The sequence below is a fragment of the Gordonia westfalica genome (assembly GCF_900105725.1).
Taxonomy (GTDB): Bacteria; Actinomycetota; Actinomycetes; order Mycobacteriales; family Mycobacteriaceae; genus Gordonia; species Gordonia westfalica.
This window is the reverse complement of sequence record NZ_FNLM01000034.1, coordinates 688,443-711,078: the sequence shown is the minus strand read 5'-3', so window position 1 is coordinate 711,078 and position 22,636 is coordinate 688,443. Positions and strand designations below refer to the sequence as shown.

General features: G+C 68.8%; 23 protein-coding genes and 1 pseudogene. 12 read left to right on the top strand and 12 right to left on the bottom strand.

Features of this window, described 5'->3' with window-relative positions:
- Window positions 1-137: 137 nt before the first annotated feature.
- Window positions 138-575 (bottom strand): DUF3099 domain-containing protein, encoded by a 438-nt coding sequence (locus tag BLU62_RS08595; protein WP_074849128.1) that lies wholly within the window; start codon window positions 573-575, stop codon window positions 138-140.
- 119 nt (window positions 576-694) lie between these two features.
- On the opposite strand from BLU62_RS08595, the gene BLU62_RS08590 reads away from it, so the two are divergent.
- Window positions 695-967, top strand: a complete 273-nt coding sequence (locus BLU62_RS08590) for a DUF3039 domain-containing protein (protein WP_074849127.1) — start codon at window positions 695-697, stop codon at window positions 965-967.
- Between the two features lie 36 nt (window positions 968-1,003).
- Here BLU62_RS08590 and BLU62_RS08585 read toward each other — a convergent pair whose 3' ends face one another.
- Window positions 1,004-2,269 carry a YihY/virulence factor BrkB family protein gene (locus tag BLU62_RS08585; protein ID WP_074849126.1) on the bottom strand — a complete coding sequence of 422 codons (1,266 nt, stop codon included), beginning with the start codon at window positions 2,267-2,269 and terminating at the stop codon, window positions 1,004-1,006.
- A 286-nt stretch (window positions 2,270-2,555) separates the two neighbouring features.
- Between BLU62_RS08585 and BLU62_RS08580 the strand changes: the two genes are divergently transcribed.
- A complete protein-coding gene (locus tag BLU62_RS08580) occupies window positions 2,556-4,316 on the top strand; it encodes a DEAD/DEAH box helicase (protein ID WP_074849125.1) in 1,761 nt (586 codons plus the stop codon).
- 110 nt (window positions 4,317-4,426) lie between these two features.
- Here BLU62_RS08580 and BLU62_RS08575 read toward each other — a convergent pair whose 3' ends face one another.
- Window positions 4,427-4,636: a DUF7455 domain-containing protein gene (locus BLU62_RS08575; RefSeq protein WP_074849124.1), complete on the bottom strand. Its 210-nt coding sequence runs from the start codon at window positions 4,634-4,636 to the stop codon at window positions 4,427-4,429.
- A gap of 137 nt (window positions 4,637-4,773) precedes the next feature.
- Window positions 4,774-5,796, bottom strand: a complete 1,023-nt coding sequence (locus BLU62_RS08570) for a sulfite exporter TauE/SafE family protein (RefSeq protein WP_084811763.1) — start codon at window positions 5,794-5,796, stop codon at window positions 4,774-4,776.
- A 331-nt stretch (window positions 5,797-6,127) separates the two neighbouring features.
- Here BLU62_RS08570 and BLU62_RS34370 point away from each other — a divergent pair, with 331 nt between their 5' ends.
- Complete coding sequence (locus BLU62_RS34370; RefSeq protein ID WP_280141523.1) at window positions 6,128-6,259, top strand: hypothetical protein; 132 nt, start codon at window positions 6,128-6,130, stop codon at window positions 6,257-6,259.
- Window positions 6,260-6,304: 45 nt separating this feature from the next.
- Here BLU62_RS34370 and BLU62_RS08565 read toward each other — a convergent pair whose 3' ends face one another.
- A complete protein-coding gene (locus tag BLU62_RS08565; RefSeq protein WP_074849123.1) occupies window positions 6,305-7,726 on the bottom strand; it encodes an RNA polymerase sigma factor in 1,422 nt (473 codons plus the stop codon).
- Window positions 7,727-7,904: 178 nt separating this feature from the next.
- The gene (gene ppgK / locus BLU62_RS08560; RefSeq protein ID WP_074849122.1) at window positions 7,905-8,693 is read right to left on the bottom strand and encodes a polyphosphate--glucose phosphotransferase; all 789 of its coding nucleotides are present in this window, start codon (window positions 8,691-8,693) and stop codon (window positions 7,905-7,907) included.
- Between the two features lie 129 nt (window positions 8,694-8,822).
- On the opposite strand from ppgK, the pseudogene BLU62_RS08555 reads away from it, so the two are divergent.
- Window positions 8,823-9,706, top strand: a pseudogene (locus BLU62_RS08555) (inositol monophosphatase family protein).
- Window positions 9,707-9,713: 7 nt separating this feature from the next.
- On the opposite strand, the gene cei reads toward BLU62_RS08555, so the two are convergent.
- Complete coding sequence (gene cei, locus BLU62_RS08550) at window positions 9,714-10,406, bottom strand: envelope integrity protein Cei (RefSeq protein ID WP_074849121.1); 693 nt, start codon at window positions 10,404-10,406, stop codon at window positions 9,714-9,716.
- A gap of 471 nt (window positions 10,407-10,877) precedes the next feature.
- On the opposite strand from cei, the gene BLU62_RS08545 reads away from it, so the two are divergent.
- Window positions 10,878-11,177, top strand: coding sequence for a DUF4193 domain-containing protein (locus tag BLU62_RS08545; RefSeq protein WP_074849120.1), 300 nt, complete (start codon window positions 10,878-10,880; stop codon window positions 11,175-11,177).
- 123 nt (window positions 11,178-11,300) lie between these two features.
- Here the strand turns inward: BLU62_RS08545 and BLU62_RS08540 are convergent, their stop codons facing one another.
- Window positions 11,301-11,855, bottom strand: a complete 555-nt coding sequence (locus BLU62_RS08540) for a DUF3093 domain-containing protein (RefSeq protein ID WP_074849119.1) — start codon at window positions 11,853-11,855, stop codon at window positions 11,301-11,303.
- A gap of 23 nt (window positions 11,856-11,878) precedes the next feature.
- Between BLU62_RS08540 and dut the strand changes: the two genes are divergently transcribed.
- Both dut and BLU62_RS08530 read left to right on the top strand, forming a co-directional pair.
- Window positions 11,879-12,349 carry a dUTP diphosphatase gene (gene dut / locus BLU62_RS08535; protein ID WP_074849118.1) on the top strand — a complete coding sequence of 157 codons (471 nt, stop codon included), beginning with the start codon at window positions 11,879-11,881 and terminating at the stop codon, window positions 12,347-12,349.
- Window positions 12,350-12,425: 76 nt separating this feature from the next.
- Complete coding sequence (locus BLU62_RS08530) at window positions 12,426-13,307, top strand: DUF3710 domain-containing protein (RefSeq protein ID WP_074849117.1); 882 nt, start codon at window positions 12,426-12,428, stop codon at window positions 13,305-13,307.
- A 13-nt stretch (window positions 13,308-13,320) separates the two neighbouring features.
- Here BLU62_RS08530 and BLU62_RS08525 read toward each other — a convergent pair whose 3' ends face one another.
- Entirely contained in the window at window positions 13,321-14,043 is a 723-nt protein-coding gene (locus tag BLU62_RS08525; protein WP_074849116.1) for an alpha/beta hydrolase, read from the bottom strand.
- A gap of 200 nt (window positions 14,044-14,243) precedes the next feature.
- Here BLU62_RS08525 and BLU62_RS08520 point away from each other — a divergent pair, with 200 nt between their 5' ends.
- On the top strand, window positions 14,244-14,621 hold the full coding sequence (locus BLU62_RS08520; protein WP_074849115.1) for an OB-fold nucleic acid binding domain-containing protein: 378 nt from the start codon (window positions 14,244-14,246) through the stop codon (window positions 14,619-14,621).
- Window positions 14,618-15,298 carry a DUF3159 domain-containing protein gene (locus BLU62_RS08515; protein WP_074849114.1) on the top strand — a complete coding sequence of 227 codons (681 nt, stop codon included), beginning with the start codon at window positions 14,618-14,620 and terminating at the stop codon, window positions 15,296-15,298. Before BLU62_RS08520 ends, BLU62_RS08515 begins: the two co-directional genes overlap by 4 nt.
- Here BLU62_RS08515 and BLU62_RS08510 read toward each other — a convergent pair.
- Entirely contained in the window at window positions 15,288-15,950 is a 663-nt protein-coding gene (locus BLU62_RS08510; protein WP_074849113.1) for a potassium channel family protein, read from the bottom strand. The two genes, BLU62_RS08515 and BLU62_RS08510, sit on opposite strands and share 11 nt — an antisense overlap.
- Before the next feature lie 49 nt (window positions 15,951-15,999).
- Window positions 16,000-16,665 (bottom strand): potassium channel family protein, encoded by a 666-nt coding sequence (locus tag BLU62_RS08505; protein WP_074849112.1) that lies wholly within the window; start codon window positions 16,663-16,665, stop codon window positions 16,000-16,002.
- 78 nt (window positions 16,666-16,743) lie between these two features.
- Here BLU62_RS08505 and BLU62_RS08500 point away from each other — a divergent pair, with 78 nt between their 5' ends.
- The 3 genes from BLU62_RS08500 to dxs all read left to right on the top strand — a co-directional run bounded on the left by BLU62_RS08500 (window position 16,744) and on the right by dxs (window position 22,155).
- Window positions 16,744-18,759, top strand: a complete 2,016-nt coding sequence (locus tag BLU62_RS08500) for an APC family permease (RefSeq protein WP_084811762.1) — start codon at window positions 16,744-16,746, stop codon at window positions 18,757-18,759.
- Window positions 18,756-20,048 (top strand): class I SAM-dependent RNA methyltransferase, encoded by a 1,293-nt coding sequence (locus BLU62_RS08495; RefSeq protein ID WP_074849110.1) that lies wholly within the window; start codon window positions 18,756-18,758, stop codon window positions 20,046-20,048. Before BLU62_RS08500 ends, BLU62_RS08495 begins: the two co-directional genes overlap by 4 nt.
- A 148-nt stretch (window positions 20,049-20,196) precedes the next feature.
- A complete protein-coding gene (gene dxs / locus BLU62_RS08490; RefSeq protein WP_074852772.1) occupies window positions 20,197-22,155 on the top strand; it encodes a 1-deoxy-D-xylulose-5-phosphate synthase in 1,959 nt (652 codons plus the stop codon).
- A gap of 35 nt (window positions 22,156-22,190) precedes the next feature.
- Here the strand turns inward: dxs and BLU62_RS08485 are convergent, their stop codons facing one another.
- Window positions 22,191-22,619 (bottom strand): type II toxin-antitoxin system Rv0910 family toxin, encoded by a 429-nt coding sequence (locus BLU62_RS08485; protein WP_074849109.1) that lies wholly within the window; start codon window positions 22,617-22,619, stop codon window positions 22,191-22,193.
- Window positions 22,620-22,636: the final 17 nt, after the last annotated feature.

The following is a 22,636-nucleotide window of genomic DNA, read 5'->3' as shown; positions in this document are numbered from 1 at the left end:
CGATAGTTCCCGAAAGTGATTCGGCGCAAACCCGGAGGAGGCTTGGTGACCTGCGAAGACTTTCCACGATTCGCGGGGCGGCTGAGAAGTTGCTGAGATGTCGGGCGCGGGGGAACCGCGCGGGGCCGAGGGGTGACTCAGTCGTCGGGATCGACGACGTGCCCCTCGACGGTTCCCCGATCGAGTTGCTGTTCGGTGCGCGTCAGGGCGGGCGGGCCGATGACGTCGTGGTCGGCGCCGTACTTGTAGTGGGGGACCTCACCGCGCTTGCGGGGCGGGCGGTCGTTGGCGATCAGCACCGCCATCCACGGCAGCGGGATGGAGATGGCGACGATGGCCAGCGCGAGGAGCCCGGAACCGGTGATCGAGTAGGCGATGCCGGCGATGATCAGCGCGGGGACGCGGAACGCCATCATGATCAGGTACTTGCGAACACGAGCCTTCTGCTGTGCTTCGAGCGAGTCCTGCGCGTCGGTGATCAGGAAGGTATCGGCGGACACCGCAGAGTTCTCCGACCTGCCGAACCGTCTCGAGCTCTCGTCATGGCCGTGCGGCTCACGGCCGGTCGCGCCCATGGAATCCCTTTGTTCGAACACCCTCTCCACTGTCCCACTTTCGGTTGCTCATTGCACTCGCGGATTCCGGGGCAACGCCTATGTGTGCTGTCGCTTCCCCGGTGACGCACAATAGAGCAATGGCAACTGAAACCATCGAACGCCCCGATCTCGACGAATTGACCGACACCGAGACCGACGAGCGGTCCGACGCCGACGCCACCGACGGTACGGACGACGATCGGCCCAAGTTCTTCCACTACGTCAAGAAGAACAAGATCGCGGAGAGCGCCGTGATGGGCAGCCATGTGGTTGCCCTCTGCGGCGAGACCTTCCCGGTGACCCGCTCGGCCAAGCCCGGTTCGCCGGTGTGCCCGAAGTGCAAGAAGATCTACAGCAAGCTGCGCAAGTAGACCCCGCGCAACAGCACGAGGGGTCGCCGGGACCGGTCAGTCGCTCTCGCGGTCACGCGTGGGCCGTCGGATCGGTCCCGACGACAGCCGGTCGGGGATCGTCTTGAGCTGACCGGTGATGTCCGAGGTCTGCGAGTTGACCCAGTGCCGGACCTGGGTCGTCGTGGACGCCTTGGCCGGCCAGAACTGTTGCACCGCGGCGTTGAACTCGGCGCCGATCACGATGCCGAAGCCGAGCGAGAACGTGAACAGCAGGAAGGCGATCGGCGTGGCCAGCGCACCGTAGGACACGCCGGCCTCGGTGATCTTCGTCAGGTAGATGCGCAGCACGTAGCTGGCGACCCAGAAGAACACGCCCGCGACGATCGCGCCGCCGATGAGCCGGTGCCACGGCAGCGGATTGGGCAGCGCCAGGTGGTAGAGCGTCGTCAGCACGAACAACAGCAGCACCGTGACGAACGGGAAGTAGCCGTAGTCGATGAGCGTGGTCACGAAGGACCCCCACGACTCCGGGACGATCGCCCGCAGGTAGTTCGGTCCGAGTGCGACCAGCGGCAGCAGGAACACCGCGACGCACAGGAAGCCGACGTAGAGGAACAGCGCGAAGAACCTCTGCCACACCGGATGCCGGACCTCGTGCTGGTCGTGGGCCTTGGCGATCGAGGCGATGAAACACGACATCGCCGACGAACCGGCCCACAGCGACAGGATGAAGCCCACCGACATCAGCCCGATCCGACCCCGTCCCAGGACGCTGTCCACGGTCGGGGTGATCAGGTCGTCGACGACGGTCTCGGTGAACGTGCGCTGCGCGAACTCGATGATGCGGTCGTAGACGATGTCGACGGTGCCCGGGCCGAACCAGCCCGCGACGTAACCCACGGAGCCGAGGAGCCCGAGCAGCAGGGGCGGCAGCGAGAGCGCCTGCCAGAACGCGGCCTGGGCTGCCCAGCCGATGATCCCGTCGTCCCAGGACTTCACGATCGTGCGCCACACCACCCGGTGGATGTTGGGCAGTACCGGCGGCCCCGGTTCGTCGTCGGCGTCGTCCGGGCCGGGCGCCGCGTCGGGCCGGCTCGCCGGGACCGGATCGTCGGTGCCTTCGGGCTTGCGGAGCTTCTCCGTCGGCGGGGTCTTCTCCGGCACGATCGCGACGTCGCGTGAGGCGGGCGCGGTGTCGCCGGGTACGTCGGTGTCCCCGGCGAGAGGTGCCGGCCGGCGCTGCTTCCGGGTGGGGGTGTCGAGCGGAGCGGTCACCGCGCTCGACGGATTCGGATGCACGGCAACCACCGGCGACGTCACGTCGCCGGCCAGCGGGACCGGGTTCCTCTTACGCGTTGTGATGAGTTCAATATCCCCGATCGGGGGTCCATGTGGGTACCCGGGTCACCAGGCGCGTCGTTCGGAGTGACCACACCGAGATCTCCGCGCACCCGGCGGCGAACGGCGCGGAGGGGGTGTCGCGATGCGGGGGGAGGGGTCGCCCGGCGGTACGATTGCCGGGTCCCCTTCGGCGCGGGTCCTCCCAACGCGAGGGGTCGTTTCATGCCCGGTAGGGAATCCGAACGCCGTCAGGAGCAGCACACACGTGACGTCAGCCGAACCCTCCACCAGCAGTACCAACGCTTCGGGAACCGCCGCTCCCAACCCCGGATCGCTCCGTGCCTGGCAGCGTCGTGCGCTCACCAAGTACCTGACGCGCAAGCCGAAGGACTTCCTCGCGGTGGCGACGCCGGGTGCCGGTAAGACGACTTTCGGCCTGCGGGTCGCCCGCGAGCTCCTCGACGACCGGACCGTCCAGCAGATCACCGTCGTCGCGCCCACCGAGCACCTCAAGCACCAGTGGGCGGAGGCGGCCGCGCGCGTGGGCATCGCACTGGACTCGCACTTCTCCAACTCGGCCGGCCAGACCAGCTCCGACTACCACGGCGTGGTCCTCACCTACGCCCAGGTGGCCGCACACCCGACCAAGCACCGCGTCCGCACCGAGAACCGGCGCACGCTCGTGATCCTGGACGAGATCCACCACGGCGGTGACGCCAAGTCGTGGGGTGAGGCCATTCGCGAGGCCTTCGACGATGCCGAACGCCGCCTGCTGCTCACCGGTACGCCGTTCCGCTCCGACGATTCGCCGATCCCGTTCGTCGTCTACGAACCCGAACCCGGCGGCAACCAGCGTTCCAAGGCCGATCACACCTACGGCTATGCCGACGCACTCAAGGACGGCGTCGTCCGTCCGGTGGTGTTCCTCGCGTACTCCGGTGAGGCGAGCTGGCGGACCAGCGCCGGCGAGGAGTTCACCGCGCGTCTCGGTGAGCCGTTGTCGGCCGAACACACCGCCCGTGCCTGGCGAACCGCCCTCGACCCCCACGGCGACTGGGTTCCGGCGGTCCTCACCGCCGCGCACACCCGGCTCGGCCAGCTGCGTGCCAGCGGCATGCCGGACGCCGGCGGCCTGGTCATCGCGACCGACCAGTCGACGGCCCGTGACTACGCCGAGCTGCTCACCGCCATCACCGGCAAACAGCCGACGCTGGTCCTCTCCGACGACCCCAAGTCGTCGTCGCGGATCGCCGAGTTCGCCGCGTCGAAGGACGAGTGGATGATCGCGGTGCGCATGGTGTCCGAGGGCGTCGACGTGCCGCGCCTCGCGGTCGGCGTCTACGCCACCAGTTCGTCGACGCCGCTGTTCTTCGCGCAGGCCATCGGTCGCTTCGTGCGTTCGCGACGCCCCGGCGAGACCGCGAGCGTGTTCCTGCCGTCCGTCCCGGTGCTGCTCGACCTCGCGAGCCAGATGGAGGCCCAGCGCGACCACGTCCTCGGCAAGCCGCATCGCGAGAGTGACGGTCTCGACGACCAACTGCTCATCGACGCGAACAAGCAGAAGGACGAACCGGGGGAGGACGAGCCCGCGTTCCAGTCGCTGCACGCCGACGCCGAACTCGACCAGGTCATCTTCGACGGCGCGTCGTTCGGCACGTCGACCTTCTCCGGCAGTGACGAGGAATCGGACTATCTCGGTCTGCCGGGTCTCCTCGACGCCGACCAGGTGCGCGCGCTCCTCCAGAAGCGTCAGTCCGAGCAGGTCGTGGCCCGGATGTCGGCCCCGGCGTCGGAGCCCACGCCCGCACCCGCCGATCCGGGGCGCGCTGCCGGCACCACCGCGGAGAACCTCCACGCGCTGCGCAAGGAACTCAACACACTGGTCGCCATGCATCACCACCGCACCGGGAAGCCGCACGGCATGGTGCACAACGAGCTGCGGACCAGTCTGGGCGGGCCGCCGACGGCGCTGGCGACCGCCGACCAGCTCAAGGAACGCATCGCCGCGCTGCGGACATGGCGCTGAGGCGGATCCGGCGCTGAGCGCTGACCCCGAACACGAGAGAACCCGGCCGGTGATCCGGCCGGGTTCTCTCGTTTCGTCTGTGGCTGTCGCCCGTCAGGCCATGACGACTGTCAGACCAGTTCGCCCGCGGATTCGACGACGGTGGCGCTGAGCTCCACCAGGCGGGCTTCGTGCTCGTTGAAGTGATGACGGCAGAAGAGAAGCTCGCCGCCCTTGGGCAGGACGGCGCGTACCTTGGCTGCGGCGCCGCAGCGATCACAGCGATCGGCGGCGGTGAGCGGTAGGTAGATCGGGGCTGTGGTGGTGGCGATGTCAGTCATTGTTCCTCCGTCCCGGTCCGGCGCCGGTGTCCGAGCGCCTTCCCTTCGAGCCGACACATCCGGGCGATGCGTCAGACCTCACTCTGTCAGACGCTCGGCGCCTTCGTATTGTTCCGGCAGGTGCTATCGGTGTGTCGTCACTCACCGTTTACCTCAGGCAACAATCCGACAACGTCCCGCTTCTCGGTGGCATCCGGGTCCGGGCCCGGCGCCGGAACGTCGTCGGTCCGGGTGCCGACGAGCGCCACCTCCTGCTCCTCACGGAAGTGGGTGACCGCGTCGGAGGACTCGTTGTCGCGGTCGCGCAGGTACTCGCGGAGCGAGTAGGCGAACGCAGCCGCCCAGCCGATGACGATCACGACGTAGAAGACGTTCCGCACGCCGCCGGGCGCGTCGATGAAGTCGCTCTTGAGCAGGCTGCGCGTGTTGGTGAGGACTATCAGGCCGCCGACCGAGGCGCCGAGCAGGCGCGGCGGGATGTGACGGACCAGCCAGGCGGCGATCGGCGCGGCGATGACACCGCCGACGAGGATGGCACCGACCCAGGCGAAGTTGATGCCCTGCGAGCCCAGGCTGAACAGGAAGCCCAGGCTCGCGGCGACCGCGATGATGAATTCGCTGGTGTCGATCGAACCGATCACCTTGCGGGGCTCGAGACGCCCACTGGCCAGGATCGCCGGGGTGCCGACCGGACCCCACCCGCCACCGCCGGTGGCGTCGACGAATCCGGCGACGAAGCCCAGCGGGCTCAGGAAGCGCTTGCGCAGCGGCTTGCCCAGGTTGTGTCGGGGGATGCCCTGGAAGGTGAAGCGGATCAGGATGTAGAGGCCGAGCAGCAACAGGATCACGGCCATCACGGGTGCGGCGGCCTCGGTCGACAGCTTCGACAGGATCGTCGCGCCGAGGAAGGCGCCGATGGCTCCCGGGATCGCGATGCGGCGGACCACGCGCCAGTCGACGTTGCCGAACTTCCAGTGCGAGACACCCGACACCAGGGTGGTGCCGATCTCGGCGAGGTGGACGGTGGCCGACGCCGCGGCCGGATTGGTGCCGATCGCGAGCAGGAGAGTGGTGGTGGTGACGCCGTAGGCCATTCCGAGGCTGCCGTCGACGAGCTGAGCGGCGAAGCCGACGAGGCCGATCAGGACAATCGTTCTCATAGAGGTACTTTCCGGGGCTGACGCGCGCGCGGGTCAGGGGCGCGCCGAGGCGGGGCGAGCGCTACGAGCGGCTCGTGATGAAGGGGGGGACACGAAGGTTCCCGGGTGGGGTCGGTCGCGTCACCGACACAACATCGAGGCCACGCGCAGGAGGTCCACGGCCGGGCGGGTCACCAAGAGGGGGCCACGGCTGCTTCCGGACGACGTCAACGCATAAGGCACCGGCACATCGTAGGCATCAACCTGCGGAAACGGCGAAGTCGGCGGCCGCGTCAGAATCCGTGCGCGTACAACCCTTGACGAACCGCGCGGCGTCGTGGTCAATCCAGGGGTGGCCGCGCCCGAGAATTCCGTTCTGACCCATCTCATCACGGTGGCGGACTGGGCCGAGGACGCCGCGGTCGTCGACGTCCGGGAACTGCGGCCGGGTCCCGACAACGCATTCGCCCCCGTGGCCGGGTGACGGCGACGGGGGCGAAGCAGACTGCGTTCGGAGTCCGGATGGGGCCTAGTCCAGGTAGTCCCGGAGAACCTGCGACCGCGACGGGTGGCGCAGCTTGGACATCGTCTTCGACTCGATCTGGCGGATGCGCTCACGCGTGACGCCGTAGACCTGACCGATCTCGTCGAGGGTGCGCGGCTGGCCGTCGGTGAGACCGAAGCGCAGGCGCACGACGCCCGCCTCACGCTCGGAGAGCGTCTCGAGGACCGACTGGAGCTGGTCCTGGAGGAGGGTGAAGCTCACCGCGTCGACTGCGACGACCGCCTCGGAGTCCTCGATGAAGTCGCCGAGTTGGCTGTCGCCCTCGTCGCCGATGGTCTGGTCGAGCGAGATGGGCTCCCGGGCGTACTGCTGGATCTCCAGCACCTTCTCCGGGGTGATGTCCATTTCCTTGGCGAGCTCCTCGGGAGTCGGCTCGCGGCCGAGGTCCTGGAGGAGTTCACGCTGGATGCGGCCCAGCTTGTTGATGACCTCGACCATGTGCACCGGGATGCGGATGGTGCGGGCCTGGTCGGCCATCGCGCGGGTGATGGCCTGACGGATCCACCACGTGGCGTAGGTCGAGAACTTGTAACCCTTTGTGTAGTCGAACTTCTCAACCGCGCGGATCAGACCGAGGTTGCCCTCCTGGATGAGATCCAGGAATGCCATGCCTCGACCGGTGTAGCGCTTGGCGAGCGAGACGACCAGACGGAGGTTGGCCTCGAGCAGGTGGTTCTTCGCGCGGTTGCCGTCGCGGGAGATCCAGTTCAGGTCGCGCTTCTGCGCGGTGCTGATCTTCTCGCCGGCGTCCATCATGCGGCGGAGACGCTCGGTGGCGAACAGGCCGGCCTCGATGCGCTTGGCGAGTTCGACCTCTTCCTCGGCGTTGAGGAGCGCGACCTTGCCGATCTGCTTGAGGTAGGCGCGCACACTGTCGGCCGACGCGGTGAGCTCGGCGTCCTTGCGTGCCTGACGGAGTGCCTCGGACTCCTCCTCGTCCCAGACGAAGTCACCGGACTTGGCGGCCTCGGTCTTGGTCGACTCCTTGGCCGCGGTCTTGGCGCCGGCGGGTGCCGCCTCCGCCTCGTCCGACTCCTCGTCGTCGGAATCCTCGGCGTCGTCGTCGACCTCGAGGTCGTCGTCGATCTCGACGTCCTCGAGTTCGGCGTCGGGACCGTCGATGTCGTCGATCGAGTTCGGATCGTCGGGCTCGGCGTCGGTGTCGCCCGCGCCGCCCTCGGCGGAGGTGGCCTTCTTGGCTGCCTTCTTGGGGGCTGCCTTCTTGGTGGCCTTCTTCGGTGCTGCCTTCTTCGCGGGGGCCTTACGGGCAGCGGTCTTCTTCGCAGCCTTCTTGGCGGGCCGCTTGGCCGGGGTTTCGGTCGAGGCGGTGGTCGACTGGGTTTCGTCGGCCTCGGCGTCCCCCTGGCGGGTCGTGATGGCTGCCACGTACAACCTTTCGAACTTCTCTTCTACGTTGTCTTTGTCGAGTCTTGCGAGACGTGACACGGCAGCATGAGCCGCCGTGGACAAGGGCTTGGTTTATCGGTTCAGATGACCGGTGACGACCATTGTAACGACATCGGCGGGCCCGATGTGACAAAGGCCTGGTCATTCCACGTGTGGTCTATGTTTTGAGGCCCTGGGAGACCGCCATCGCCGCGCCCACGATCCCGGCGGTGTTCAACAGCGTGGCGGGAACGACCGGGGTCTTGTTGGTGAGCAGCGGAATCCACTTGTCGGCCTTGCGGCTGATCCCGCCGCCGGCGATGAACAGCTTGGGCCAGAACAGCGCCTCGTAGGCCCCGAGGACGTCCGAGACCTTCTCGGTCCATTTCTCGTAGGACCAGTCCTTCTCCTCCTTGATCCGCGAGGACGCCTGATGCTCGGCCTCCTTCTTGCCGACCTGCATGTGGCCGAGTTCGGTGTTGGGCGCGAGGTTGCCGTTGATGAGGATCGCCGATCCGATGCCCGTGCCGAACGTCAGCAACATCACCACGCCGTCCACACCCTTGCCGGCGCCGTAGGCGTCCTCGGCCATGCCGGCCGCGTCGGCGTCGTTGAGGACCGACACCGCACGCCCGCCGAGGTGCCGGCTGAACAGCTCGTACACGTCGGTGCCGATCCAGCCCTTGTCGATGTTCGCGGCGGTCCGCATGATGCCCTCGGTCACGACGCCCGGGAGGGTGATGCCGACCGGGCCCGCCCAGTCGAAATGCGCGACGACCTCCGCGACCCCGGCGGCGACCGCCTCCGGGGTGGCAGGCTGCGGGGTCAGCACCTTGAATCGCTCACCGACGAGTTCGCCGGTGTCGAGATCGACGATGCCGCCCTTGATCCCGGAGCCCCCGACATCGACCCCGAAACCCAGATTCGTGGGAGTCGGCGAGCTTTCGGTGGCGGGCGTGTCGGTCATGGCGGAGTCCCCTTCGGCGGCCGGCGGTGATCGACCTCAGGCTATCGGCGCCCGGCCTCGGCCGCGCGGCATCCCTCTGATGGGTCCATCACGTCACCGGTGAGCGTCTCCGGCCGGTGATGTGCTGACATGGAACACGTGGATCAGACAATTCCGGTGGACGAACTGGCCGCCATCGCGGTGGACGTGGCGCAGGAGGCGGCGGCACACGTGCGACGACGCCGGCCCGAATTGTTCGGGGGGCAGGGGAGCCGACGGGGGAATCGGTGTCGACCGTGGCTCCGGTGTCGACGAAGTCGACGGAAGCCGATCCGGTCACCGTCGCCGACACCGAGACCGAACGCCTGATCCGGCAGCGCCTGCACGAGGCCCGGCCCGCCGACGAGGTCCTGGGTGAGGAACACGGCGGGAGTCGGGCCGTCCCGTCCGGTGTGCGCTGGGTGGTCGATCCCATCGACGGCACGGTCAACTTCATGTACGGCGTCCCGGCCTACGCGGTGTCGGTCGCCGCGCAGGTCGACGGCCACTCGGTCGTCGGCGTCGTCGTCGACGTGGCGCGCGAGGTGGTCTACGGCGCCACCCTGGGTGGCGGCGCCTGGGTGGCCGACGGCGACGGCACCCGTGTGCCGCTGCGGTGCAATCCCGTCGATCGTGCAGAACTCGCGCTCGTCGCAACAGGTTTCGGCTACGCCGCGGACCGTCGGCGCGCGCAGGGACGGATCGTCGCGGAGCTGCTCCCGCAGGTGCGGGACATCCGGCGGATCGGTGCCGCGGCCCTGGATCTCTGCATGGTGGCCTCGGGCGCCGTCGATGCCCATTACGAACACGGCCTGAGTCCCTGGGACTGGGCGGCCGGCGGCCTGATCGCCGCCGAGGCGGGTGCCGTCGTGGTGACCCCGCCGCCGGACTCGCGGGCGGACGAGGGCCACATCACCGTGGCGGTCGCACCCGGGATCGCCGACGAGTTCCTCGGCCTGCTCGACGAGGCCGGAGCGCGGGAGCCGCTCGCCTAGGGCCCGCTCAGCACGGGGCCGAGTGGACTGCCTTCACCAGGGCGGGGTCGGCGCCGGTCTCGGGGTTCTTGGGATCGGCCGATCGCAGCGCCTCGAGGGCCGCCTGCGAGTCCTGGGAGAGTTCGCCGGAGGAGTGGTAGGTGCCGAGCGCGACGTCGACCGCGGTGCCGCGGCGTCCGTCGTCGACGAGCTGTGCGCACGGGAACGCCAGCCAGGTCGCCGCGGCGGCGGCGCGTCCGGCGGGCCCGAACCGGATCTGCGCCACGCAGTCGAGATCCCGGTTCACGTAGACGGGGTCGTCGCCGAACGGGGTGTCGGCGGTCGGGGTGAAGCCCTGGGCCGCGAGGTCCTCGGACACCGATCGGGCGGCACCCCGCTCCTCGGACGCGTTGAGGACCCGGACCTGGAAGGTGGACAGCGGCGCGGGCGCCACCTCCACCATCTCGTCGCGGGGGACCGGGGTGAGGGCGGGCGGTTCCACCGACTCCGGGGAGCCGGGTTCGACCGCGGTCGGGGGAGTCGGCTGATTGCAGGCGGTGGGGACCGATTCGCTGTCGTCGCCGCCGAGGACCACCGCCCACATGACGACGCCGACGACCAGGAGAACCACCACCGTCACGATCGCCGGGACATAGCGCCGCCGCGGATACGGACGGCCCTCTTCGTCGGTCGGGTAGCCGGTCGTAATCTTCGAGACCACCGTGGAACGACTCCTCACTGGGATTTCTCACTCGGCTACGCCGAGGGCGCACTTCTCGAGCGGATGTACATCACCGCGAGCGACTCCCCGCGCAATGGCAACACTCTAGAGGGTCGGCAGCGCGGCGGGTGCGAGCCTCGCCGCAGTTGACGTTTCGCGCCGCCGTCGAGGGCCCCTACCTGCGACAAACACCAGATTTCGGACAAGTTCGCGTTGCCACATTGACGATTGACTGGACATGGTCTATTCTTCGGGCGCCCGCGCTTCCAGCCCCGGGGAGTAGTCGAAATCGAACCGTGACCGAAGTCACACAATACGTCGGATTCTCGGGTACGAATCTCGCTCGAGTCGACGTTGTAGTGACCCCACCGGCAAGACAATCCCGGCGGAGTCGTGCGCACACCCCTGGGTGACGGCCACCAGCCGGAACCGAGAGCGCCCCCTCACACTCTCAACCAAGTAAGGCACACAATGGCTACTGATTACGACGCGCCACGACGCACCGAGACCGAGGATCTCAACGAAGACTCGCTCGAGGAGCTGAAGGCCCGCCGAAGCGAGGCACAGTCGGCGGCGGTCGACGTCGACGAAGGTGACACCGCGGAATCCTTCGAACTGCCCGGTGCAGACCTCTCCGGTGAAGAACTGTCGGTTCGGGTCGTCCCCAAGCAGGCTGACGAATTCACTTGTACCAGCTGCTTTCTCGTCTACCACCGTAGTCGGCTGGCAGAGGAGAACGGCAACTCGCTCATCTGCGTCGACTGCGCATGAGTTCCGCGGGTCACCCGCGGATGCGCACGACGAGTCCCTGGCAGACGGAGTTCTGACGCAGGGCCTGACGAAGAAGGGGCCGCGCCATCCGGCGCGGCCCCTTCTTCGTGTTCGGTGTTCGGGTCAGGCGGTGGGCTCGGGGCGGTCGGCCGCGGCGTCCGGGATGTCGAGGGCGGCCAGCAGTTCGGCCGGGCGGCGGGTGGACACCAGCCAGTACGGGGTCGGGTCGTCGGGATCGTCGAGGACGATGAGCACCATGGTCTTCACCCAGAAGCGGTGCACCAGGTAGGCGGCGGGGTCGAGTTGGCGGCCGAGGGCGGCGCTCTTGGCGGTCGCCGGGATCGAGGCCCCGCGTGCGACGACGGCCCGTGGCAGACGCGCCCGGTGGGCCCGCAGTTCGTGGTCGGCGGTCACCTGGACACGGGTGCGGCCCATCGACCACAGCATCAGGACGCTGAGGATCGCGGTGACGACGTAGCCGATCACGCTCCACTTGCTTCCGTGGGCGGACAACTGGATCTCGTAGCCCACCACGCCGGTCACGACGGCGGCGGCGAGCCACCACCACCACGGCACGTGCAGACGCTCGTCGAAGAGGTCTGCGGGTCCGGAGTCCCGGCGGTTCGCCGGATTCTCCGACGTGCCGCCGGTGTTGTCAGGCGATTGAGGTGCGGTCACGTTGACCAGCGTAGTCTGCGTGCGTGACCCCAGATCTCCCCCCTCTGCCGCCCATCGCGGTACGACGACTCGACCCCGATCTGCCGTTGCCCACCCGAGCTCATCCCGGGGACGCGGGCGTGGACCTGTGCTCGACGATCGACCTGGAGCTGCCTGCCGGGCGGCGTCAGCTGGTCGGTACCGGGATCGCGATCGCGTTGCCCTTCGGCACCGTCGGCCTGATCCATCCGCGCTCCGGGCTGGCCGCCCGTGCCGGCCTGTCCATCGTCAACACCCCGGGCACCGTCGACGCGGGGTACCGCGGGGAGATCAAGGTCTGCCTGATCAATCTCGACCCCGAGCAGTCCATCACCATCTCGCGCGGTGACCGGATCGCGCAGCTGATCGTGCAGCGCGTGGAGCTGCCCGAGTTCGTCGAGGTCGACGAACTCGACGACACCAGCCGCGGCGACGGCGGATACGGATCCAGCGGCGGCCACGCCGTCCTGGGCTGAGCACGACACGCCGGGCGTCGCCCGCCGCAGCGTCGATTAATGTTCAACACGAACGCGGATCAACGAGGAGTAGGCGATGACGAAGAACGGTTCGGACGAGCTGCGGGTCGGACAGGCCCTCGGTCCCTACGACATCGACGCCCTCGCGACGGAGCCGCGCGAGCTGGAGAACTCCCACCTCGACCTGGGTTCGGTGCTGGTGCCGGTGGTCGAGGGCGGTCAGGTGACCGTCGAGATGTCGGAGACACACGAGCCGCAGAACGTCTACCTGGTCACGCCGATCGGCCGGATCTCGGTGAGCGCGTTCGCCGCGCCCAAGTCGCCGGGCATGTGGCGCGAGGTGGTCCGCGAGCTGGCCGAGTCGCTGCGTGACGGCGGTGCCGCCACCAGCATCGAGGACGGCCACTGGGGCCGTGAGGTGGTCGCCGAGGTCGAGGGCGCCACGCACCGCTTCATCGGCGTCGACGGCCCGCGGTGGCTGGTGCGGTGCGTCGGCAGCGGCCCGTCGGAGAACGCCGAGGACCTCGCCCGGCTGAGTCGTGCCGTGCTGGCCGAGACCGTCGTGCGCCGGGGTTCGGATCCGCACCCTCCCCGGGAGCCGCTCCCGATCGTGTTGCCGCCGGTCCTCGCCGATCAGGTGGCCGCGGCCCAGCAGCAGATCTTCGCCGACGCGGAGGCGGGTGAAGGCGCCCAGGCCCAGCCCCAGCAGACTCAGCCCCAGCCGCCTGCCGGTCAGGTCGCCGGTGCCGACGAGTCGGAAGCGGTCGCCGGGGGAGCGCTGGACCAGGTGGCGCACGCGACGGTCTACGGCGAGAACACCTACTCCGATACTCCCGCCGAGGGCGGTTCGGGTGGCCACGACGACCCGTCGTTCACCGCCGATCCCGATCCCGAGGACGACGCTCCGTTGCCGCCGTCGTCCGGCTCGGCGATGCAGCGGTTCTTCCGCCGGCGCTGAATCCGCCGCCGGTTCACCCGGACAGGCGCGTGTACGCGTCGAGACAACTGTCGCCGAGGAGCGCCGGATCACGGCCCCATCCTTCGAGCGTGACCTCGACCAGGCCCGATCGCGGCGCCGCGTCGCGCCAGGTGCGCGCGACCTCGATCGGATGAATGGCGTCGTCCGGGGCCGCGACGAGTGCCAGGGGCACGGTCAGTCCGGTGATCTGTTCCGGCGTGGGCGCCCGGTAGCGCGCCGCGTCGCGCAGCTGGCCGACGACTCCGGGGTGCAGTCGCCGCCAGGAGCGGGAGAGTTCGGCGGCCAGCCAGTCCGGACTGCCGGCGGCCATCGCGGTGACGGTGGCGTCCAGGCCGTCGCGTTCCATCGAGTCGGCGGTGGCCTGTGCGCTCGCGGCGGCGAGCGCCGAGTCGGCGTCGCCACTCCATGCGGGCAGCGCCGCGAACACACCCGCGCAGCGTCCGCCGGTGTCGGCGAGTGCCCATTCGAGAGCGATCGCGGCGCCGATCGACACGCCGCCGACCAGGACCGACCGGTGCCCGGCGGCCGCGCGGTCGAGACCTCGCCGATGCCCGTCGACGAGCGCCGGGGTCGGTTCGAGTGCCACGAGCTCCACGCCCAGCGACGACGCGGCGTGACCGAAGGCACGTGTGACGTGGTCGGCGTCGGAGCCGGTCCCGGGAATCACGACCAGCGCGGTGGGTGTTCGGGGCTGCGGACTGTCCATGCGGGGCATCAAATGTCGATCCGGATGCGGGGCACCAGGAGATCATCCCCTAGGGTGGCCCGGGACCGCGGGTGCGCCCCGGTCGTTTACGTTGTCACCCGCCGATGCCGGGTCTACGCTGGCGGACAGCCACCGATCATTCGTTCGGTGGCCACGGACGCTGTCGGCGGAAGCCTCGGCATCCGGCTGAAATCCATTGGGAGGTTGGGATGCCCACAGCTGGTTATCTCAAGCGACTGACCCGCCGACTCACCGAAGACCTCGGGGACGTCGACGCGGAGCGAATCGCGCAGGAATCGAAGGCGACGGGCGCACAACGCGCGTCGGACTGCGCCCGCGGTGACGAGGTCACGATGCACGGTGAGCTGCGCGCGGTGGAGACGTGTTCGCGCACGGCGAAGGCCGGCGTGAAGGCGGAGTTCTTCGACGGCTCCGACATCGTCATCCTGAAGTGGCTGGGCCGCAATCGCATCGCCGGTATCGAACCCGGCCGCAAGGTGACCGTGCGGGGTCGGCTGGCCCTGCAGGACGGTCACAAGGTGATCTACAACCCGTACTACGAGCTGCAGGGCAGCGACGACGAGTGACACCCACGAGTGGTGCCGACGGGTCGGCGGACGGGACCGCCGGCCACGACGTCGAACAGGATTCGAGCCCCGAGCAAACCCCCACGGTGCTGGAGCAGATGGGTGGCGTCTCCGGCCTGATCTACTCCACGATCCCGGTCGTGGTGTTCGTGCCGGTGAACTCGTTCTTCGGCCTCCGAGCCGCCATCGTCGCCGCGCTCGCCACCGCGGCACTCGTCTTCCTGATCCGGATCGTCCGCCGCGAAGGACTCACCCCGGCGATCTCCGGCCTCCTCGGCGTCGCGATCTGCGTCTTCATCGCCGATCGGGTGGGCGACGCCAAGGGATACTTCCTCTTCGGGATCTGGACCACTCTCGCCTATGCGATCGTGTTCGTGGTCTCCATCATGGTCCGCTGGCCGCTGATCGGCGTCGCCTGGCACCTGGTGAACGGCCAGGGGACCGCCTGGCGCAGGCATCGTCGGACATTGCGCGCCTATGACATCGCCACCGCACTGTGGGCACTGGTCTTCGCGGCGCGGTATCTCACCCAGTCCGAGCTCTACGACCTCGGCGCGACCGGCTGGCTGGCCTTCGCGCGGATCGCGATGGGATGGCCGCTGACGGCTCTGGCGGTGCTCGCGACGGTCGTACTCGTCCGCCGCGCGGTCCGCGAGGAGGACACCGTCAGCGCGTGATCTGCATGGCGTCGTAGAGGGCCGGTTCGGCCTCCGCCGGGGCGATGAAGACCAGTTCGTCCCCACCCTCGATCGGATCGTCGCTCTGCGGCACGATGACCCGCCCGCCCCGCAGGATCGCGACCAGGGCCACGTCGCGCGGCAGTTCGAGCCTGCGCACCGGCTTTCCGGCCATCGGTGTGTTCGACGGCAGGGTGAGTTCGACGAGGTTGGCCTGACCCTGGCGAAACGTCATGAGACGGACCAGGTCACCCACCGACACCGCCTCTTCGACGAGGGAGGCGAGCAGGCGCGGGGTCGACACCGCGACGTCGACGCCCCAGTCCTCGCCGAACAGCCACTCGTTGCGCGGGTCGTTGACCCGGGCGACGACGCGGTTGATCGCGAACTCGGTCTTGGCCAGCAGGCTCACGACCAGATTGGCCTTGTCGTCGCCGGTCGCGGCGATCATCACGTCGAACGTCTGCAACTGCGCGTCTTCGAGTTTCGCGAGTTCGCAGGCGTCGGCGAGGATCCACTTCGCGCCCGACACCGAGTCCGGGTCGACGTGGTCGGCCTTTCGCTCGATCAGCGTGACGTCGTGTGAGTTGACGAGGAGCTCGCGGGCGATCGAACGCCCGACCGCGCCGGCTCCGGCGATGGCGACCTTCACAGGACTACTCCTCGGTGGTTCGGCCCTCGGTGTCCGGGGCTCCGGGGGATCACGACTCGGCCTGGGTGAACGGTTCCGCGGCGACGCGACGCGCGTTCGCCAGGTTGTCGAGAAGGACCGCGCCGTAGATCACATCGTCCTGCTGCAGAACGGTTTTGGCGTCGGGGAGGACCGGCCGGCCGACCCGGTTGAGGAAGGCCACCCGCGCACCGGTCTGTTCCTGGAACCTGGCGACCGAGACCCCGATCCACGACTCGTCGACGTGGATCTCGGCGACCGCCAGCGAACCCGACGGGTCGCGCCACTCCGCCGTGGCGGTCTCGCCGAGCGCGGACACGAATCGTTCGGTCGTCCACGGCACGGTCGCGACGGTCGGTATGCCGAGCCGTTCGTAGACCTCGGCGCGTTTGGCGTCGTAGATCCGTGCGACGACACGTTCGACGTCGAAGGTCTCCCGCGCGACGCGGGCGGCGATGATGTTGGAGTTGTCGCCGGAGGACACCGCGGCGAAGGCGTCGGCGTTCTCGATCCCGGCCTTGACGAGGATGTCGCGGTCGAAGCCGACGCCGGTGATGGTGCGGCCCGCGAAATCGACGGACAGGCGCGCGAACGCGGACGGGTCTCGGTCGATGATCGCGACGTCGTGTCCGCGTTTCTGCATCGCCATCGCGAGCGACGATCCGACCCGCCCGCAACCCATGATGACTACCTGCACGGCATTCCTCTCCCGATGCGGCGTGCGTGCCGCGAGTCGAACCTACCCGCCGCGACGCGGACGCTCTAGGGTTGCCTGGTGTCCACCGTCTCCAAGGTGTCCGTTGCGACGAAGCGACTCCTGCTCGGCAGGCCCTTCCGCAGCGACAAGCTGGGCCACACCCTGCTTCCCAAGCGCATCGCCCTCCCGGTCTTCGCCTCCGACGCGATGAGCTCGGTGGCCTATGCGCCACAGGAGATCTTCCTGGTCCTGTCGGTCGCCGGGATCACCGCACTCGCCTTCACCCCGTGGGTGGCGCTCGCCGTCGCCGTGGTGCTCGCGGTGGTGGTCGCCAGCTACCGGCAGAACGTGCACGCCTACCCGTCGGGTGGTGGCGACTACGAGGTCGCCACCGTCAATCTGGGGCCCAACGCCGGCCTGACGGTGGGCAGCGCCCTGCTCGTCGACTACGTCCTGACGGTCGCGGTGTCGGTCACGTCCGCGGCGGAGAACATCGGTTCGGCGGTCCCGTTCGTGAACGAGCACAAGGTCTGGTTCTGCGTGGGGGCGATCATGATCATCGCCGCGGTGAACCTGCGCGGCATCAAGGAATCCGGCGCGGTGCTGGCCATCCCGACCTACGCCTTCATCATCGGTGTGCTCGGCATGCTCATCTGGGGGTTCACCGAGATCTTCGTCCTCGGCGAGGAGATCCGTTCGGAGACCGCCGACTTCGGTATCGCCGCCGAACAGGACAACCTCACCGGTCTCGCTCTGGTGTTCCTCGTGGCCCGGTCGTTCTCCTCGGGATGTGCCGCTCTGACGGGAGTCGAGGCCATCAGCAACGGCGTCCCGGCCTTCCGGAAGCCCAAGTCGCGCAACGCCGCGACCACGTTGCTGATGCTCGGTGGCTTCTCGATCACCCTGCTGCTGGGCATCGTGCTGCTCGCCCAGGAGATCGGCGCGAAATACGTGATGGATCCGGCGAAGGACCTCGTCGGTGCTCCCGAGGGGTATCAGCAGAAGGCGATGATCGCGCAACTCGCGCACGCCGTCTTCGACTCCTTCCCGGCCGGCTTCTTCTTCGTCGCGATCGTCACGGCGCTGATCCTGCTGCTCGCCGCGAACACCGCGTTCAACGGCTTTCCGGTGCTCGGTTCGGTGCTGGCCCAGGATCGGTATCTGCCGCGTCAGCTGCACACCCGCGGCGACCGCCTCGCGTTCAGCAACGGCATCATCTTCCTGGCCGCGGCCGCGATCATCTTCGTGGTCGCGTTCGGGGCTCAGGTGACCGCACTGATCCAGCTCTACATCGTCGGCGTGTTCGTCTCGTTCACCCTGAGCCAGACCGGCATGGTGCGGCACTGGACCCGTCTGCTGCGTACCGAGACCGACCCCAGCGCCCGTCGCCGGATGATGCAGTCGCGGGTGGTGAACTCGGTCGGCCTGGTGATGACGGCAACGGTCCTCGTGGTGGTTCTGATCACGAAGTTCACCGCGGGCGCGTGGATCGCGGTGCTGGCGATGGTCTCGATCTTCGTGCTGATGAAGCTGATCCACCACCACTACGCGTCGGTCCAGCGCGAACTCGACCGCGCCGAGACCGACGACGAGGGCGTGCTGCCCAGCCGGACGCATTCCATCGTTCTCGTGTCGAGTCTGCACATGGCCTCCAAACGGGCCGTGCGCTATGCCCGGGCGACGAGACCGGACGTCCTCGAGGCGATCACGGTGAACGTCGACGACCGGGACACCCGCAAACTCGTCTCCGAGTGGGAGGCCAGCGACATCACGGTCCCGCTGAAGGTCATCGCCTCCCCGTACCGCGAGATCACCCGGCCGGTGATCGAGTACGTGCGCCGGGTGCGCCGCGAGAACCCGCGCGACGTGGTGACCGTGTTCATCCCGGAGTACGTCGTCGGACACTGGTGGGAACAGATCCTGCACAACCAGTCCGCGTTGCGGCTCAAGGGACGCCTGCTGTTCGAACCCGGGGTGATGGTGACCTCGGTGCCCTGGCAGCTCACCTCGTCGGACCGCCGCAAGGAGACCAAGAGATACTGGGCGCCCGGCGAGACCCGCCGCGCCCTGGGCGAATCGGAGCGCACGCTATGACACCCCCGGCGACGACGCATCGCGTCGAGGTCACCGTCGATCGCCCGGCCAACGGCGGGGAGGCGGTCGGCCGCGCCGACGGCCGGGTGCTGTTCGTGCGTGGTGCGATCCCCGGGGAGCGGGTGGTCGCCGAGATCACCGACGACCGCCACGACTCGTACTGGCGGGGCGACGCGGTCGAGATCCTCGATCGGTCCCCGCGCCGGATTCCAGTGGCGTGTCCGGCGGCGGCCGGGGGAGCGGGCTGCTGCGACCTCGCCCACATCGAACCCGGGCACGCGCGCGACCTGAAACAGGCCGTACTGCTAGACGTCCTGAGTCGGGTGGGCCATCTCGACGAGACGACGATCGCCGCCACCGACCTCGCGACGCGCGGGGTCGACAGGTTGCCGGGTACCGACACCGGCTGGCGCATCCGGACGCGGCTGGCCGTCGACGGACGCGGTCGTGCGGGTCAGCACGCGTTCCGCGGTTCCGCGGTGATCCACGACGTCTGCGTCCAGCCGACGCCGGGGATGGTCGACGACCTCGCCGGTCGCCGGTTCACCCCGCACGCCGAACTGGCGGTCGTCCTCGACGCCGACGGCGTCCGGCACATCACCGAGCTCGCGCCGGTCGCCGAGGTCCGTCACGGCGACGCACGGCGACGCGCACAGCAGAACCGCCGGCGCAGGTCCCGACCCCGCGCCCAGACGGTCGTCGAGGGCGCCGATTACGCCGTGCACCGCGTAGGCGACCGGACCTGGGACATCCCGGTGACCGGATTCTGGCAGGCGCACCGCGCCGCGCCTCAGACCTACGCCGACACGGTGGTCGACTACGTCCGGGGCCGTCTGGATTCGACGCCGCGGGTCGCCTGGGACCTCTACGGCGGTGCCGGAGTGTTCGCGGGTGCGCTGCTCGACGGCCTCGACGGCGGGCTCCAGCGGGTGCACATCGTCGACTCCGACGCCGGGGCGCTGGCGGCCGCGACCCGGACCTTCGACGCCGACGGCGACCGGGTGGTCACCCACCGGGGTGAGGTGGCGGCCCGGCTGCACGATCTCGGCGAGGCCCCCGACATCGTCGTCCTGGACCCGCCGCGCACCGGTGCCGGCGAGCGGGTGATCGAGGCGATCACGGCCGCGCAACCGGCCGTCGTGGTGCACGTCGGTTGTGACGCGGCGAGGTTCGCACGTGATCTCGGTCTCTTCGTCCGGCACGGATATCGGGTGGCGCAGGTGCGCGGCTTCGACGCTTTCCCGCTGACACACCATGTGGAGGCCGTCGCGTGTCTGGTCCGCGCGTGAGCCGACACTTCCGGTGAACGCCCGTCGGCCATCCGCGGGGCGGGGTGGCGTCGAATGCTTCCGTAGACTGACGGGTTATGGGCCGGGGGTTTTCTCCCGGGATCGTGAACCGGGATTCCCCCGGGGACGTCACGTGATGGAGGAAACGATGGGTGTGCTCGACCGGATCAGCTCGCCGGCCGATCTGCGGTCGCTGTCGGAAGCGGAGATGGAGACTCTCGCCTCCGAGATCCGGACGTTCCTGATCGAGAAGGTCGCGGCCACCGGCGGGCACCTCGGACCCAACCTCGGCGTGGTCGAACTGACACTCGGGATCCACCGCGTCTTCGACTCACCGCACGATCCGATCCTCTTCGACACCGGCCACCAGTGCTACGTTCACAAGATCGTGACCGGCCGCAAGGACGGCTTCGACGAGCTGCGTCAGCGCGGCGGCCTGACCGGCTACCAGGAGCGAGCCGAATCCGAGCACGACTGGATCGAGTCCTCGCACGCCTCGGCCGCCATGTCGTACGCAGACGGCCTGGCCAAGTCCTTCGAGCTGACCGGCCAGCCAGACCGCACCGTGGTCGCGGTGGTCGGCGACGGCGCCCTCACCGGCGGCATGTGCTGGGAGGCGATCAACAACATCGCCGCCTGCAACCGACGCGTCGTGATCGTCGTCAACGACAACGGCCGCTCCTACGCCCCGACCATCGGCGGTCTGGCGAGCCACCTTTCGGGTCTGCGCCTGCAGCCCGGATACGAGAAGTTCCTCGACGAGAGCCGCCGCGTCGTCAAGCAGGTGCCCGTCGTCGGCGAACCGGCCTATGCGGTGCTCCACGGCATGAAGAGCGGCCTCAAGGACCTGCTGGCGCCCCAGGCGATGTTCACCGACCTCGGACTCAAGTACGTCGGACCGGTCGACGGACACGACATCGGAGCCGTCGAGTCGGCTCTGCGGCACGCCCACGACTTCGGCGGACCGGTCATCGTGCACACCGTCACCCGCAAGGGCATGGGTTATGCCCACGCGGAGAACCACGTCGCCGACCAGATGCACGCCACCGGCATCATCGACCCCGTCACCGGCCGTCCGACCAGCGTCGCACCGCAGGACTGGACCAAGGTCTTCTCCGCGGCCCTGCTCGACGCCGGTGCCAATCGTCCCGACGTCGTCGCGATCACCGCGGCCATGCCGGGACCCACCGGACTGACGCCGTTCGGGGAGCGCTACCCCGACCGGATGTTCGACGTCGGGATCGCCGAACAGCATGCGATGACCTCGGCGGCGGGTCTGGCCCTTGGCAGTCTGCACCCGGTCGTCGCCATCTACTCGACCTTCCTCAACCGCGCCTTCGACCAGCTGCTGATGGACGTCGCACTGCTGAAGCAACCGGTCACCCTCGTACTCGACCGGTCGGGCATCACCGGACCCGACGGGCCCAGCCACCACGGCATGTGGGATCTGTCGCTGATGGCGATGGTCCCCGGCCTGCGGGTGGCCGCGCCGCGCGACGCACTCCGGCTGCGCGAGGAGTTCGACGAGGCACTCGGTGTCGACGACGGGCCGACCGCGCTCCGGTTCTGCAAAGGTGCTGTCCCCGAGGACATCCGGGCGGTCGAGCGACTCGACGGCGGTGTCGACGTGCTGCATCGCAGCGACCGCGACCTGGGTCCGGCGACCGGCGACGTGCTCATCGTCGCGGTCGGCGCCTTCTGCGGCCTCGCGGTCGACACCGCCGAACGCCTGGCCCAGCAGGGCATCGTGGCCACCGTCATCGACCCGCGCTGGGTGCTGCCGGTGCCGACCTCGGTCGTCGAGGTCGCCCGTCGTCACCGCCTGGTCGTCACCCTCGAGGACGGATGCGTCAGCGGCGGTGTGGGATCGGCTGTCGCGGGAGCACTCTCGGCGGCCGAGGTGCCGGTTCCGGTGCAGATCAAGGGCATTCCGCAGGAGTTCATCGAGCACGCCTCGCGTGGGCAGATCCTCGGCGAACTCGGTCTGACCGCACAGGATCTGGCCCGTTCGATCACCGCGACGGTGTCGGGGATGCAGGCCGGCCCCGCGCTGGAAGGCCAGATCGAGAAGCCCGCGGACCCGGCGCCGAGTCGCGCGGAGGACTGACACCCGAGTCGATCCCGACGGGTGACCCGAGTACCTCAGCGCAGGGTGGCGAGATTCGAGATCGACTTGTGCACATCGGATTCCAGTACCTTCGCGACGAGTCGCCCGACCGGTCCGTTGAGCAGTCCGCCGGACAGTTCGGCGGACAGGTCGAAGTAGGAGCCGTCAACGATCTCGTCGACCTTCATCGCCAGATCGATCTGCACGCCGCCCCGGCCCGAACCGGACAGGGCGATCAGGCGGGGTTCGTCGTAGTCGGTGACCGACCAGTGGATGATGTTGCGGAACCCCTTGACCTTGATCAGCGACGAGATCTTCGTCCCCTCGGTGATCGTGTCCGGGATCGGGGACTTCCATCCGCCGAAGATCGTCATCCACTCGTCGAATCGCGACAGATCACTGGCGAGTGCCCATGCCGTACCGGGGTCGAGGTCCGAGTCGATACCGACAGAGACTGTGGCCACTGAGTGCTCCCATTCCG